Source organism: Paenibacillus senegalensis JC66, assembly GCF_000285515.1.
GTDB lineage: Bacteria > Bacillota > Bacilli > Paenibacillales > NBRC-103111 > Paenibacillus_L > Paenibacillus_L senegalensis.
This window is the reverse complement of sequence record NZ_HE610959.1, coordinates 517,202-532,146: the sequence shown is the minus strand read 5'-3', so window position 1 is coordinate 532,146 and position 14,945 is coordinate 517,202. Positions and strand designations below refer to the sequence as shown.

Below are 14,945 nucleotides of genomic sequence, written 5' to 3'. Positions count from 1 at the left end.
ATTTCAAGTAAATATTCAAGTAAATATTCAAGTAAATAGGGATAACTATCGATATAGAATGGATGAGGGGTAACTTGAAACAGCATGGACACAATAATCAGCACAATGAAGCTTCCCTTGAAGCCGGGGGGATGGAAGCAATAAGACTGGTCGTTTCCGACTATGACCACGATCCTTTTCCCGCGATTATGCCGTTTGCCTGGGATGAAGTTATGTGTGCGCAGGCCCGCCCGGGCGACCGCCCAATCCTGCATGTATGGCGTCACCCGTCAGCTTTTATTATCGGGTTAAGAGATCGCAGGCTGCCCAAAGTAACAGAAGCGCTGCAATGGCTGAGGAACGAGGGCCGAGAAACCGTGGTGCGCAATTCCGGAGGCGCAGCTGTACCACTGGATTCCGGTGTTATTAATCTCTCCCTGATCTTTCCGAAGCCGAGCGGGAGAATCAATTTTCACCGCGACTTTGCCGCAATGGTAAGCCTGATTAGAGAAACGTTGCGGGGCTGGACTGATCAGGTGCAGGACGGAGAAATTGCAGGCTCCTACTGTCCGGGAGATTACGATCTGTCCATCAATGGAAAAAAGTTTTGCGGGATTGCCCAGAGAAGGCAGGCAAACGGGGTCGTTATACAAGCGTTTATCAATGTGGATGGACAGGGGGCATCCCGTGCCAGGCTGGCCAAAACGTTTTACGAACGGGCTGCAGGAGGGGAATCGGGCCAGTTCCCGCGTGTCACATTGGAACATACGGCAAGCCTTCAGGAATTAATTCCCATTTCAACAGCGGACGAATACATACAAGCGGTAAGAAGCTGGGCGAGGCTTCAAGGCGGACAGGAGCTGCTGAGAAGCGAAGCGCGCATGACCTCCCCCGAAGTGGAAAATGCCATGCGCGCACTAATTGAGCGTTATGATAAATAGTTGGTGAAGATTAGCTGGATTTTGCCACTGCTTAGCTTATGCCGAAGCTTAGCTTATGCCAAAGCTGCGCTTAAGAAAAGAAATGAAGCAGGCCGGCAGGCAGGTGTTTTTGCCAGAAGCCCCATATATGTTTGCCTTCCGCTTCTACATAGTTGACCGCGGCTGATTTTTCTTCCAGCAGCTGCTTGGCCTCCCGGTTAGCACTTAGGAAGTCGAAGGTCCCTCTTTGGGTCGGAACCGCTGTTTCCTGCAAACCGATCAGCTGATATAGTTCCAGCCAGCTCAAGTCCCTTTCCTGCTGCAAGCGTTGGCGGGTCGGCTCAAGAAACGCTCCGGAAAGCGAGAGGATTTGGCTGTAATGGTCGGGATAATCGAGGGCCAGATGAAGAGAAACGGTAGCTCCCAGGGAATCGCCTGCCAGCACTCGTTCGCTTCGCGTATTGCCTACCGGAAAGTCGCGCTCAATCTCGGGAATGAATTCTTCTGTCCAGAATTGGCGATATGCCGGGTAGCGTACGCCATCAGGAGAGTATTCCTCTGTACGGTTCGGCATGTCTACGTGTAAGCCTGCAATTATGATCGGCTGCATATTTTCTTCAATAATAAGCCTGTTGGTGATGGTGGCGATTCTTCCGAAGTTAAGGAATTCGAGACCATCCTGACAGTAAACAACATGATAGGTCGTAAGTTCATTATAGCCCGGGGGCAGGTACACCCAGTAATCGCGGGTTGTATTTAAAGCTTCAGAATGGAGCTGTTTCTTGACAATTTTCCTGTGGTAAATATTTTGCTCGGACATTTTGTAATCCTCCTATCGGGGTGGAATGTTAGAACAGCGCTTAACAGAGCGGCGGTATCCAAGAAAATTCATTCGGCTTGGTAACAAATTGCCGAAATTAGGTCAAACTAATTCGGGATTAGCCGTATTGCTTTTCAGAACTGTTATATAACTTTTGGAGTGCTGTTCACTAACAGTTTTATGACAAAACGTTTACTTGTATCAATATTTTAAATTATATGGTGGAAATTAAACTGAGACAGTAATATAATAATTGTATAACAGATTAGCATACGAAACAATTATGTCTTAGCGAGGTGCGAAATAAATGAGTAGCGAGGTGCGAGAAATGAATAAGGCTTCGGAAGTCAGCCATGCTCATGAAGTGAAAGTCGAAGACGTAACTCCCCTGTCCATTTTGTCTCCTGATGGAGAAATTATTAACGAAGACTTAATGCCTGATCTAAGTGATGATGATTTGAAAGAAATCATGCGCAGAATGGTGTTCACCCGCACATGGGATGAGCGTGCCGTAAATCTTGGACGGCAAAGCCGGCTCGGTTTCTATGCTCCCGTATCGGGACAGGAAGCGAGCATGATTGGCAGCGAGTATGCCCTTGACAAGGAAGATTTCATTTGCCCGGGCTATCGTGATATTCCTCAGCTGGTATGGCACGGTCTGCCCCTATATCAAGCGTTTTTGTATTCCAGAGGCCATCAGCACGGCGGACAAATTCCTGAGGGCGTGAATGTACTGATGCCGCAAATTATTATTGGCGCGCAAATTCTTCATGCCACCGGCATCGGCATGGCATTTAAGAAGAAGGGCCAGAAGAATGTAGTCATTACTTACACTGGTGACGGAGGCTCCTCCGAAGGCGATTTCTACGAAGGGCTTAACTTTGCCGGTGTATTTAAGCTGCCTGTTATTTATTTTGTCCAAAACAACGGGTATGCGATCACGACTCCGTTTGCGAAGCAAACAGCTGCAGCCTCCATTGCTCATAAATCGGTGGCAGCAGGCATTAGCGGAGTGCAAATTGATGGAATGGATGTTTTGGCTGTCATTAAAGCCGTGCGTGATGCTGCAGAGAAAGGCCGCAGCGGTGAAGGCGCAACTCTGATCGAAGCATTGACTTACCGCTTCCGCCCTCATTCCATGTCTGACGATGCGAGCAAGTACCGGACTAAGGAAGAGGAGTCCGAATGGGCAGCGAAGGATCCGATTGAGCGTTTCCGCAAGTTCCTGAATAAGAAAGGACTGTGGAGCGAAGAGGACGACGCGCGAGTAAAAGAGGAAGCTAAGGCGGCTGTGGCGGAGCACATTAAGAAAGCGGAAAAAATTGAAAAAATGACCGTTCCCGGTTTGATCGACAGCATGTTTGAGACGACGCCTCCGCATCTTGAAGAACAAAAAGCTTACTACAAGAGCTAAACAGGCGCTGACGAGGTCCTGTGATCAGGCTGGTTAGCCGCGTTGATTATTATATTTACAGTTTTGTATAAGGCGTAACAAAACTTAAGCATTTTAAGGAGGAATCGGGCAGTCATGGCTCAAATGAATTTAAAAGAAGCAATCCGGGACGGAATGCGCGTAGAATTAAAGCGCGATCCGAATGTCCTCTTATTCGGTGAAGATGTAGGGAAAGTCGGCGGGGTATTCCGTGCGTCCGAAGGACTGCAGGAGGAATTCGGCGAGGATCGGGTGTTCGATACACCGCTTGCGGAATCTGCAATAGGCGGACTTGCTGTCGGCCTGGGAACTCAAGGCTTCCGTCCGATCGCTGAAATTCAGTTTGTCGGCTTTATTTTTGAAGCAATGGATCAAATTTGCGTTCAAGCCGCCCGGATGCGCTATCGTTCCGGCGGCCGTTACCATGCGCCAATCGTTTTCCGTACTCCGTACGGCGGGGGAGTAAAGGCTGCAGAATTGCATACGGATGCCCTGGAAGGGCTTATCGCGCAAACACCTGGCATCAAGGTTGTTATTCCTTCGAACCCTTACGATGCCAAAGGCTTGATGATCTCTGCTATCCGTGATAACGACCCGGTCTTTTTCATGGAGCATTTGAATCTGTACCATGCATACCGTGAAGAAGTGCCGGAAGGTGAATATACAGTGCCGATCGGCAAAGCCAAGGTGGTTAAAGAAGGAAGCGACGTAACCATCATCACTTACGGAGCTATGGTTCATACATCCTTGAAGGCGGCGGAAGAAATCGAGAAGAGCCGCGGAGTTAAGGTCGAGGTTATTGATTTGCGCACCATCATGCCGATTGATATCGAAACTGTCGTGGAATCGATCAAGAAAACAAACCGTGCTATTGTCGTTCAGGAAGCGCAGAAAACTTCAGGAATTGCGGCCGAAGTGATTGCCCAAATTAACGAGAAGGCCATCCTTCACCTGGAGGCTCCTGTTCTTCGTGTGGCCCCGCCGGATACGGTTTATCCGTTCGCGCAAATCGAGGATAGCTGGCTGCCTAACCCGGCGAGAGTAATTGTCGGCTTGAACGAGGTTCTCGATTTTTAAGGAACGCTAGCCAGCTTACTGGCTTAATTGTAAAAATGATCTAAGGAGGTAGGGTGCCGTGGCAATTTTTAACTATAAATTCCCTGAGCTGGGCGAAGGCCTGCACGAAGGGGAAATTGTCAAGCTGCATATTAAAGCAGGCGATAAGATTACGGATGAAGATATCATCATGGACGTGCAAAACGACAAAGCGGTTGTCGAAGTACCAAGCCCGGTGAATGGTACGGTCAAGGAAGTCAAGGTTAATGAAGGCGATGTTTGCCGCATCGGACAAGTTGTGGCGGTTATTGATGCTGAGGGAGATATTCCCGAGCAGGATGAGGACGAAGCAGATACGGTAGGAACGAGCGAAGAGAAGATCAAAGACAACTTTGGCGATGCGGTTGTTGAAAACGTTCAAGAATCCACACTCGATGAGGGCGATACGGCGAAAGCTTCCGGCGGGGCCCAAAGCGAGGGTAAGCCAGCCGCAACACCTAAGGAAGTGCTGGCTACGCCAAGCGTTCGCAAGCTAGCGCGTGACAAAGGGATTTCGATCGCAGACGTACCGGCTACCGGAAAGAACGGCCGAGTGACACGTGAAGATGTCGAGAACTTCGCGGCAGGCGGAGGAAGCAAACAAGCGGCAGAAGCGGCACCTGCTCAGCAAGCTGTTCCATCTGCTTCCGCTGCAGTACCGGCTGGCGAACGTGCAGAAGAGCGTGTTCCGTTTAAGGGAATCCGCAAAGTGATCGCCAATGCCATGTCGAAATCGATGTACACCGCTCCTCATGTAACGCTGATGGACGAGGTAGACGTATCGCAGCTGGTAGCACTGCGCCAGAAAGGGAAGGCTGTGGCTGAGAAGAAAGGCATCAAGCTTACCTATCTGCCATTCATCGTAAAAGCGCTGGTGGCGGCTGTTCGCGAATTCCCTGCGCTGAATGCCATGATCGATGAAGAGAATAATGAATTGGTTTACAAAAAGTACTATAACATCGGAATTGCAGCGGATACGGATAACGGACTTGTAGTGCCGGTAGTGAACGATGCCGATCGCAAGAACATCTGGACTATTGCAAGTGAAATTTCCGAGCTGGCTGGAAAAGCCCGTGAAGGAAAGCTTGCGCCTCATGAGATGAGAGGCGGTACCATTACGATTACCAATATCGGATCTGCAGGCGGCATGTTCTTTACACCGATTATCAATTTCCCTGAAGTGGCGATTCTCGGGACAGGCCGCATTTCCGAAAAACCGGTTGTAAAAAATGGAGAGATTGTCGCGGCTCCGGTTATGGCGCTCTCCCTAAGTTTCGACCACCGCATCATCGATGGCGCAACTGGACAAAATTGTATGAATTACATCAAGCAGCTACTGTCTGACCCTGAGCTGCTGGTCATGGAGGTGTAAGCAATGGTAGTAGGAGATGCATCTATTGATATTGATGTTCTGGTGATCGGTGCGGGTCCTGGCGGTTATGTAGCCGCCATCCGCGCTGCCCAATTAGGAAGAAGCGTGCTCATTGCAGACAAATCGGAATTCGGAGGTGTCTGTCTGAATCGCGGCTGTATTCCTTCCAAGGCTCTAATCTCTGCTGCTCATCAATATGAGCAGGCACAGCATGGCTCGGATATCGGAATTACCGCCGAGAATGTCAAGGTTGATTTTGCCAAGGTTCAGGAATGGAAAAACTCAGTTGTTAAGAAATTAACCGGCGGAGTCGGCATGCTGTTAAAAGGCAACAAAATTGAGACTTTCAAAGGCGAGGTCATGTTCATTAACCAGAACGAAGCCCGTTTGTTTAATGAAAACGAATCGCCACGCTACCGCTTCAAGCATTGCATCATTGCTACAGGCTCCCGTCCTATCGAGCTTAAAGCATTCCCGTTCGGCGGACGCATTCTTTCTTCCACCGAAGCTCTGGAGCTTAGCGAAATTCCGAAAAGCATGGTTGTCATTGGCGGTGGCTATATCGGGATTGAGCTTGGTCAAACGTTCTCCAAATTCGGCACCAAGGTAACGGTCCTGGAAGGCTCTGATACGATTCTGCCTGGATTCGAGAAAGATCTGTCTCAATTGGTTGCCCGCAAGCTGAAAAAAGCTGATGTAGATATCTATACGAAAGCTATGGCGCAAAGCTGTGAACAGACCGATAACGATGTTACCGTGAAGTTTACAGTTGATGGCGAGGAAAAAGAGGTTACAGCCGATTATGTGCTCGTGACGGTTGGCCGCCGTCCGAATACCGATGGTGAGCTTGGACTGGACTTGATCGAGATGAAGCTGAGCGATCGCGGACTGATTGAAGTCGATGAGCAATGCCGCACCAGCATTCCGCACATCTATGCAATTGGTGACATCGTAGACGGTCCTGCATTGGCGCATAAAGCATCCTATGAAGGCAAGGTTGCGGCCGAAGCGATTGCCGGTATGCCTAGTGTTGTGGATTACCGCGCGATTCCTCTCGTGGTCTTCTCCGATCCGGAGATCGCAAGCGTCGGCTTAAGCGAAACGCAAGCCAAGGAGCAAGGAATTGAACTGGCTGTAGGCAAATTCCCGTTTGCTGTTAACGGAAGAGCGTTGTCGCTTAATGCTACCGACGGGTTCGTGAAGCTGATCGCCAACAAGGAAACCGGGATTGTGCTCGGGGCGCAAATCGTGGGAGCCGAAGCTTCCAACCTGATTGCGGAGCTTGGCCTGGCTATCGAGATGGGTGCTACGCTGGAGGATATCGCCCTGACGATCCACGCTCACCCGACGCTTGGGGAAATCGTAATGGAAGCCGCCGAAGTGGCGCTGGGCCATCCGATCCACACCAAGTAATCGTTTTTGACAAGATAATATAAAAATATACTAAGCGAGTTCCAGGGAGCATTCCCTATTCGGAACTCGCTTTTTTTTGATTTATGGGCTTTGAGTGTGGGAGAGGATGAATGCAAAATAGCCAGGAAAGGTTTAGCCCTTATGGAATATTTTTCTCAAAAGTAGTTAACAATGAGAGCAAGCAGTCTAGACTTTTGAAGATAAGCCAAATAAGCAGCGAAGAGGAAAGGGGATTGTTTGATGATCAAGAAATGGGTTTCGGCACTGATGGTTCTTATCTGGACGTGTACAGTGTCATTGCCGTTAGTCAATGCTGAAGAGAATAATAGCGGCATAGACTTGGCGCCGGGGGCAAGATCAGCGGTTTTGATGGATGTGGATACAGGGACCGTCATTTTCAATAAAAATATGGATGATCAGCTGCCGCCTGCTAGCATCACGAAAATTATGACTATGCTGCTGGTCATGGAGGAAGTAGAAAAAGGCAAGCTGCAATGGAACGACATGGTTCGCACAAGCGAATATGCGGCCTCCATGGGCGGGTCACAGATTTTTCTCGAACCGGGAGAGGAAATGACCGTGGAGGATATGCTTAAAGGAGTGGCTATGGCTTCGGCTAATGACGCTTCAGTAGCCTTAGCTGAAAAAATCAGCGGCTCCGAAGAAGCCTTTGTGCAGAAAATGAATGAAAAAGCAAAGCAGCTCGGCATGACCAACACCCATTTTGTCAACCCGAACGGTTTGCCCGCAGACAATCATTACACCACGGCTCACGATATTGCTCTAATGTCTAAAGAGCTGATGAAATATGAGCAAATTACGAAGTATACGGGCGCTTATCAGGACTACCTGCGTAAAGATACGGATCGCCCCTTCTGGCTGGTCAACACGAACAAGCTGGTGCGCTTTTACGATGGGGTCGACGGCCTAAAAACCGGCTACACCCGCGAAGCGAAGTTCTGTCTTGCCGCTACTGCGAAGAAAGACAACTTCCGTGTCATAGCGGTTGTCCTTGGAGAGCCGGATACGAAAACACGCAATGCCGAAGTCGGCAAAATGCTCGATTATGCCTTCTCTCAATACACCAATTACCCTATTGTTAAAGCCGGGGACAGCTTGGGTGTCATCAAGGTTAACAAGGGCGAACAGCGGATTGTGCCTCTAACCGCCAATCATCAATACGGGGTTCTGCTTAAGAAAGGCGAGGGTGAGGAAGACATTCGTTACGAAGTTCAGTTAAATCCCGAGCTTAATGCGCCGGTTGAGCTGGGCAGTGAGATCGGTAAATTAGTTGTCTATAAGGGCGATCAGAAGATGAAGGAATTTCCTCTAACCTCGCCTGTTGAAATTGAGAAAGCCGGCTGGTGGACGTTGTTCAAGCGTACGGCAGGGCAGCTCTTTTTCGTAGACTGATTGCAAAAGAAGTCGGAATCTAGCGGATTTCTTCTACTTGTAGCACTTTTCTTCTAGTTTTGTCGGGGCGGCAGGATTTGCCCTCCCTCAGCTAGAATTGAGTGTGCATGATGGAGGAGGAATGTGCAGATGAGTCTTCAAATTGAAATCGAGCAAGGCCGAAATGCTTTAATCGTCCGCTTGTCGGGCGAGTTGGACCATCATACGGCAGAAGTGGTTAAAGTCCGCATGGAAGAGGCTATAGGCAAGGGGAATGCCTCTCATGTGATCATGAGCCTGGAAAATCTTGATTTTATGGACAGCTCAGGGTTAGGAGTTATTCTCGGCCGCTACAAATTAGTTACAGCCAAGGGCGGAAAAATGATCGTGTGTGGCGTCAAGCCTCCCGTACACCGGTTATTCGAAATGTCGGGGCTGTACAAAATTTTGGCTTTGGAAGAAAACGAGAGACAAGCGGTCTCCAGTCTGGAGGTCGTATCATGAGTGCGAATATGATGAAGCTGCAATTTTCCAGCCGCTCCGAGAATGAATCGTTTGCCCGTGTTGCCGTAGCCGCATTTGTGTCCCAGCTTGACCCGACAGTGAACGAATTAACCGATATCAAGACGGTAGTCTCCGAAGCGGTAACTAACGCGATTATTCATGGCTATGACAACAAAGAAGACGGCGTAGTAACCATAACATGCGTCATTGAGGATGAGACCGTCCGGTTAACAATAGAAGACAGCGGAATGGGGATCGAAAATCTGGATGAGGCCAGACAGCCTTTATTTACTTCCAAGCCCGAGCTGGAGCGCTCAGGCATGGGCTTTACCATTATGGAAAACTTTATGGACCACATCGAGATAGACACTCAGGTAGGTAAAGGTACTGTTGTGACGATGACCAAGCGAATTGAATCCAAAAAATGCGCTGTCTAATTAGGGGTTTTGATAATGAATGTTGACTTGAAGCATGCCTCACACAATTACTTGGATGATGCAGAAGTAAAACGATTGATTGCGCTCAGCCAATCCGGCGATGGCGTTGCCAGAGACACACTCGTTAATTGCAACATTCGTTTGGTCTGGTCCGTCGTACAACGTTTTTTGAACCGGGGGTATGAAGCGGAGGATCTGTTTCAGATTGGCTGTATTGGATTGCTCAAATCTGTGGACAAATTCGATTTGTCTTATGATGTGCGCTTTTCGACCTATGCGGTACCGATGATCATCGGAGAAATTCAACGGTTCCTTAGAGATGACGGGACCGTTAAGGTGAGCCGTTCCTTAAAGGAGCTGGCCAACAAGGTACGCAAAACAAAAGACGAGCTGTCCAAAACGCTGGGCAGATTGCCTACCATTAATGAGGTCGCTGAAGCATTGGAGCTGGCGGCCGAAGATGTGGTTATGGCCCAAGAGGCCAATAAGCCCCCATCCTCCATACACGAAACGGTGTATGAGAATGACGGAGATCCGATTACACTGATGGATCAAATTTCGGACGATTCCCAGGACAAATGGTTTGAGAAGCTCGCTTTAAATGAAGCGATCGGCCGTCTTAATGAACGGGAACGCCTGATTGTTTATTTGCGCTATTTTCGGGATCAGACGCAATCGGAGGTGGCAGAAAGACTTGGCATCTCCCAGGTGCAGGTATCCCGATTGGAGAAAAAGATTTTACAGTCGATCAAAAGCCAGATTGCCCAATAGCACCCTGGCTAATGCTGGCAAACGCCTTTGTTCTTTTGAACCGGGGCGTTTGCTTTTTGTTGTCCCCGCATTCTCTTCCTGGAGGAATGCAGCAGCTCCGTCTTTTGTTGTCAACCCAGGTCGGATATGATAACTTTATAGTATTACCTATGATTTTGACTATGCCAGCATCTTGCATAAATCCTCTGCAATACTTCGGTTCAAATTTGCGGCAGAACGGTGCGAATAGTTTGCGTTTCGTTACAGGTTTAGATTGGAGAGCGAACTATGCATGATGCTTGTAGGTTAAAGCCATAGCGGGGAAGGTCCTTGGCTATAGGAGGGTTCACACTCGCCGGCGTGTACCGAATTGAAGGAAGGACATGCCGGGAGAGAGACTAGAGGAGAGAGAGAGGAATAATGCATGTATTTACATGGAACAAGTCAAATAAACGACAAGGGCCATCTGCAGATCGGCGGAGTCGACAGCGTAGAGCTCGTGGAGCGTTTTGGCACTCCGCTTTACGTTGTGGACGAGGCGCTGGTACGTCAAAGATGCCGTGAGTATGTAGAGGCTTTTCAGAAATCGGGCCTTAAATTTCAAGTTGCTTATGCAAGCAAAGCCTTTTGCGTAATGGCTATGTGCCGGATCGCTGAAGAAGAAGGCATGTCCCTGGACGTAGTATCCGATGGGGAGCTGTTTACCGCATTGCAAGCTGGCTTCCCGGTAGAACGGATTCATTTTCACGGTAACAACAAGACTCCTGCTGAAATCGAGATGGCGATTGATGCCAAGATCGGCTGCTTTGTTGTTGACAATTTCGTAGAACTGCATATGCTAAATGCAATTGCCGCTGAGAAAAACGCTCAAGTTAACATCCTGCTTCGCATAACTCCAGGGGTCGAAGCTCATACGCATGAATTCATTTCCACAGGGCAAACCGACTCCAAGTTCGGCTTCGATCTGGGCAACGGCGCAGCCTTCCAAGCAGTTAAAGAAGCAGCGCAGTTATCCAATTTGACAATACTCGGCATTCACTCCCATATCGGTTCCCAAATTTTTGAGGTAGAAGGCTTTAAAATGGCTGTTGAGAAAGTGATCGGCTTCGCCACTCAGGTTCGTTCCGAGCTGGATGTTACGTTCCGGGTCGTAAACCTGGGAGGCGGCTTCGGCATTCGCTATACAGCGGAGGATACCCCACTGCCGGTTGCCAAGTATGTAGAAGCAATCACCGAGGGAATTACCAGCTATTTCGGTGAGCACAATTATCCGCTTCCGGAAATTTGGGTTGAGCCGGGCCGGAGTATTGTTGGGGAAGCGGGAACAACCTTGTATACCGTTGGAACCTCCAAGGATATTCCCGGAGTGCGCAAATACGTTGCCGTAGATGGAGGTATGACGGATAACCCTCGTCCGGCGCTGTATGATTCCAAATATGAAGCTATGCTGGCTAACCGCGCCAATGAGGCTAACGCAGAGACGGTTTCCATCGCCGGCAAATGCTGTGAGAGCGGCGATATGCTAATTTGGGATATTGACCTTCCTGTTGTACAAACCGGCGATATCCTTGCTGTATCCTCGACGGGGGCTTACAACTACGCTATGGCCAATAACTATAACCGGATCCGCAGACCGGCCGTTGTCTTCGTGAAGGATGGCGAAGCGGATTTGGTTGTACAGCGGGAATCCCACCAGGATATCATTGGCAATGATCTGATTCCGGAGCGTTTGCAAAAGAAAGTCGCTGGCCAGGTTTAAGCACTGCATTTTGCATCCGGCAGCCACTTGCTTTAATATTTGACCACAAGTTATCTGCTGCTAAATTCCCTTAAATGCCGGAGCTTGCATGCTCCGGCCCATATTTTTAATCCGCCTACGAGGCCGGAAGGAGACGATTATTATGGCAAAGCAAGCAACGATTAAGATGGAAGATGGGCAAGAGATTGTTATTGATTTGTTCGATCAAGATGCGCCGAATACGGTAGCCAACTTTGAAAAGCTGGCTAATAGCGGTTTTTATGATGGATTGGTATTTCACAGAGTGATTCCGGGCTTTGTTGCCCAAGGCGGCTGCCCTAACGGAATTGGCAATGGCGGACCTGGCTATCAGATTGATTGTGAGATCAATCCGAACAAGCATGAGCGGGGCACCTTGGCTATGGCCCATGCCGGCCGCAATACAGGGGGAAGCCAGTTCTACATTTGCTATAACCCGCAGCCTCATTTGGACGGCCAGCACACCGTTTTTGGGCAAGTGGTAAAAGGTATGGATGTCGTAGATACATTCAAAGGCCGGGAGAAAATGGCAAGCGTAAAGGTAACAGAGGTATAATCAGCAGACTCTCTACTCTTGATTTTTTGCCTGTAAAGTGGTACTATGCTGTCAACTCAATATTTTTCAATTAAGTAATTGATCCTTCGGGGCAGGGTGAAATTCCCTACCGGCGGTGATTCCCTTTTGAGCTCATCCGGGCAGACAGGGAAAGTCCGTGACCCGTTAAGCTATGCGTGAGCATCGCTTAACGGCTGATCCGGTGCAATTCCGGAACCGACAGTATAGTCTGGATGGGAGAAGGATTCCAATTCTTTTTTACTGCACGTTTGCGATTTTTTTCACATGCTTATTTTTTTGTGGCTGCAATAAGGGTGATGGGCTGATCTTTACCCGTTAATTGGCGATGACTGCCATGAGCCACAGATTTATAATAGGCCCAGTGAAATGTTGGATTAGCCATTCCTGGCTTTCCTGCATAAGAAGAGCAGCCATCGTGGTCTGTTTGAGGTTTGCTTTTTTAGCCGAATGATCTCAAATAGTATAGACAACTTTGGGTGAGAGCGACATGTGCAGCCTATAATTAGGAAATGGGATACCTCATCCATAACAGCCCCTTGGATTTGACCGTAAATGCGGAAATTCCGCTTTTGCGGCATAATCAAGGGGTTTTTCTGTTTTTTAATCATGAGTAAATAGGGGGGCAAACTTTGAATAAGTTAACCGAGGAAACTTATATGAGGCTTGCCCTGGAACTGGCCAAGGGAGCACAGGGGCAGACGGGCGTTAATCCGATGGTTGGCTGCGTCATCGTCAGGGACGGGCGAATTGTCGGCACGGGCGCGCATCTGCGTATGGGCTCCGCACATGCTGAAGTGCATGCGATTCGTATGGCCGGTGACGAAGCGGAGGGCAGCACAGTTTATGTCACCCTGGAGCCATGCAGCCATCACGGCCGCACCCCGCCATGCTGCGAGCTGTTAATTGCCAGCCGAGTGGCAAAAGTGGTGGTGGCCGCTACCGACCCTAATCCGCAGGTGGCAGGCTCCGGCATTTCCCGTTTACGAGAAGCAGGCATTGAGGTGGCTGTAGGACTTCTGGAACAGGAAGCACGCGAGCTGAACGAAGTGTTCAACAAATACATCGTAACCGGACTTCCTTTTGTTACCTTGAAGACGGCGAGTACTTTGGATGGCAAAATAGCAAGCAAGAGCGGCGACAGCCGCTGGATTACCAATGAAGCGTCCCGGGAATTCGTTCATACGCTCCGACATAGACATCAGGCCATAATGGTTGGCGTTGGCACCGTGCTGGCTGATAACCCGAGCTTGACGACTCGCTTACCGGTACCTGCGCTCGACCCTTTGCGCGTGATCATCGACTCCCGCTTGCGAACTCCTCCAGATGCTCGGGTGCTTCATAAGCCGGGCCGAGCTTTAATTATAACGACGGAAGAAGCAGCAGTGGAACGCAGGATGAGACTCGAACAGAATGGAGCCGAGGTAATCGCGGCTGGCGCCGGCCCCGAGGTCGATCTTACTCTGGCCATGAAGCTGCTTGGCGAGCGCCAGATCAGCTCCATTCTGCTGGAAGGCGGAGGGCGGATCAATGGAGCTATGCTGGAGCTAGGCCTGATCGACAAATGTTATTTATTTTATGCTCCGAAAATTATTGGAGGAGAAGGCGCTCCAAGCAATTTTCAATTCCCGGGCCAAGAAAAAATGGCAGATGCGGTTTCGCTGCGAAAAATTACGGTGGAGATGTTTGACGATAACATCTGCCTGGTCGGCTATCCTGAATATCAGAGGTGAAATAACGATGTTTACTGGTCTTATTGAAGAAATAGGCACTCTCCGGCGTTCTGCCAGGCAAGGTCAAGCCATGGTGCTTATTATCGAAGCGAAGAAAGTGCTGGAGGATGTTCAGATAGGCGATAGCATAGCGGTAAATGGAGTATGTCTAACCGTGATTGACTATGACCAGTCTTGTTTTACGGCTGATGTTATGCCCGAGACTTTTCGCCATACGACACTCCATCAATTAAAGCCTGGGCAGCCGGTCAATCTCGAGCGGGCAATGTCGGCCAAAGGACGCTTCGGCGGTCATATGGTGCAGGGTCATGTCGACACGACGGCACAAATTGTTAAAAGGGAATCGGAAGATAACGCCGTATACTTTGCCTTCACTCCGCAGGACCTCTCTACCTTAAAATATATCGTCGCTAAAGGCTCAGTGACAATCGACGGAATCAGTCTCACCGTTGTTGAAGCAGATGAAGAACAGTTCTCGGTCTCGATCATCCCGCACACGCTTCAGGAAACGGTGTTGAAGTATAAGTTCCCGGGAGATTATATTAATCTGGAATGCGATTTATTAGGCAAATATGTTGAGAAGCTGTTGTTTTATGCAGATGGCTCTGATCGTCAACCGGCTTCAGTTTCCGGCAGCAGATCAGGATTGTCCCGCCAGTTTTTGCTCGATAACGGATTTTAATCATAAGGGCGGGAATGATTACTTGTATACAATTCCTGCATTATGCAGCAGCAAATATGAAATAA

14 protein-coding genes and 1 riboswitch are annotated in these 14,945 nt (G+C 49.1%); of the genes, 13 read left to right on the top strand and 1 reads right to left on the bottom strand.

Annotation, left to right across the window (positions count from 1 at the left end):
• The first annotated feature begins 74 nt into the window (after positions 1-74).
• Entirely contained in the window at positions 75-920 is an 846-nt protein-coding gene (locus tag PSHG_RS14460) for a lipoate--protein ligase family protein (protein ID WP_010273979.1), read from the top strand.
• A 70-nt stretch (positions 921-990) separates the two neighbouring features.
• Here PSHG_RS14460 and PSHG_RS14455 read toward each other — a convergent pair whose 3' ends face one another.
• Complete coding sequence (locus PSHG_RS14455) at positions 991-1,719, bottom strand: alpha/beta hydrolase (RefSeq protein WP_010273978.1); 729 nt, start codon at positions 1,717-1,719, stop codon at positions 991-993.
• 328 nt (positions 1,720-2,047) lie between these two features.
• On the opposite strand from PSHG_RS14455, the gene pdhA reads away from it, so the two are divergent.
• From pdhA to ribE, 12 genes are all read left to right on the top strand, one after another.
• The gene (gene pdhA / locus PSHG_RS14450) at positions 2,048-3,133 is read left to right on the top strand and encodes a pyruvate dehydrogenase (acetyl-transferring) E1 component subunit alpha (RefSeq protein WP_026021385.1); all 1,086 of its coding nucleotides are present in this window, start codon (positions 2,048-2,050) and stop codon (positions 3,131-3,133) included.
• Positions 3,134-3,247: 114 nt separating this feature from the next.
• Positions 3,248-4,228 carry an alpha-ketoacid dehydrogenase subunit beta gene (locus PSHG_RS14445; protein WP_010273973.1) on the top strand — a complete coding sequence of 327 codons (981 nt, stop codon included), beginning with the start codon at positions 3,248-3,250 and terminating at the stop codon, positions 4,226-4,228.
• Between the two features lie 58 nt (positions 4,229-4,286).
• Complete coding sequence (locus tag PSHG_RS14440) at positions 4,287-5,618, top strand: dihydrolipoamide acetyltransferase family protein (protein ID WP_010273970.1); 1,332 nt, start codon at positions 4,287-4,289, stop codon at positions 5,616-5,618.
• A 3-nt stretch (positions 5,619-5,621) separates the two neighbouring features.
• Positions 5,622-7,031, top strand: coding sequence for a dihydrolipoyl dehydrogenase (gene lpdA / locus PSHG_RS14435; protein ID WP_010273968.1), 1,410 nt, complete (start codon positions 5,622-5,624; stop codon positions 7,029-7,031).
• Between the two features lie 240 nt (positions 7,032-7,271).
• Positions 7,272-8,444, top strand: a complete 1,173-nt coding sequence (locus tag PSHG_RS14430; protein ID WP_010273966.1) for a D-alanyl-D-alanine carboxypeptidase family protein — start codon at positions 7,272-7,274, stop codon at positions 8,442-8,444.
• A 129-nt stretch (positions 8,445-8,573) separates the two neighbouring features.
• Positions 8,574-8,927: an anti-sigma F factor antagonist gene (spoIIAA, locus tag PSHG_RS14425; RefSeq protein WP_010273964.1), complete on the top strand. Its 354-nt coding sequence runs from the start codon at positions 8,574-8,576 to the stop codon at positions 8,925-8,927.
• Positions 8,924-9,364, top strand: coding sequence for an anti-sigma F factor (spoIIAB, locus tag PSHG_RS14420; protein WP_010273962.1), 441 nt, complete (start codon positions 8,924-8,926; stop codon positions 9,362-9,364). Before spoIIAA ends, spoIIAB begins: the two co-directional genes overlap by 4 nt.
• A 15-nt stretch (positions 9,365-9,379) precedes the next feature.
• Positions 9,380-10,135 carry an RNA polymerase sporulation sigma factor SigF gene (gene sigF, locus PSHG_RS14415; RefSeq protein ID WP_010273960.1) on the top strand — a complete coding sequence of 252 codons (756 nt, stop codon included), beginning with the start codon at positions 9,380-9,382 and terminating at the stop codon, positions 10,133-10,135.
• Positions 10,136-10,538: 403 nt separating this feature from the next.
• Complete coding sequence (lysA, locus tag PSHG_RS14410) at positions 10,539-11,873, top strand: diaminopimelate decarboxylase (RefSeq protein ID WP_010273958.1); 1,335 nt, start codon at positions 10,539-10,541, stop codon at positions 11,871-11,873.
• A 142-nt stretch (positions 11,874-12,015) separates the two neighbouring features.
• Positions 12,016-12,447 carry a peptidylprolyl isomerase gene (locus PSHG_RS14405; RefSeq protein WP_010273956.1) on the top strand — a complete coding sequence of 144 codons (432 nt, stop codon included), beginning with the start codon at positions 12,016-12,018 and terminating at the stop codon, positions 12,445-12,447.
• A gap of 78 nt (positions 12,448-12,525) precedes the next feature.
• Positions 12,526-12,696: riboswitch (FMN riboswitch) on the top strand.
• 401 nt (positions 12,697-13,097) lie between these two features.
• Entirely contained in the window at positions 13,098-14,198 is a 1,101-nt protein-coding gene (ribD, locus tag PSHG_RS14400) for a bifunctional diaminohydroxyphosphoribosylaminopyrimidine deaminase/5-amino-6-(5-phosphoribosylamino)uracil reductase RibD (protein WP_010273954.1), read from the top strand.
• Positions 14,199-14,205: 7 nt separating this feature from the next.
• Positions 14,206-14,880, top strand: coding sequence for a riboflavin synthase (ribE, locus tag PSHG_RS14395; protein WP_010273952.1), 675 nt, complete (start codon positions 14,206-14,208; stop codon positions 14,878-14,880).
• Positions 14,881-14,945: the final 65 nt, after the last annotated feature.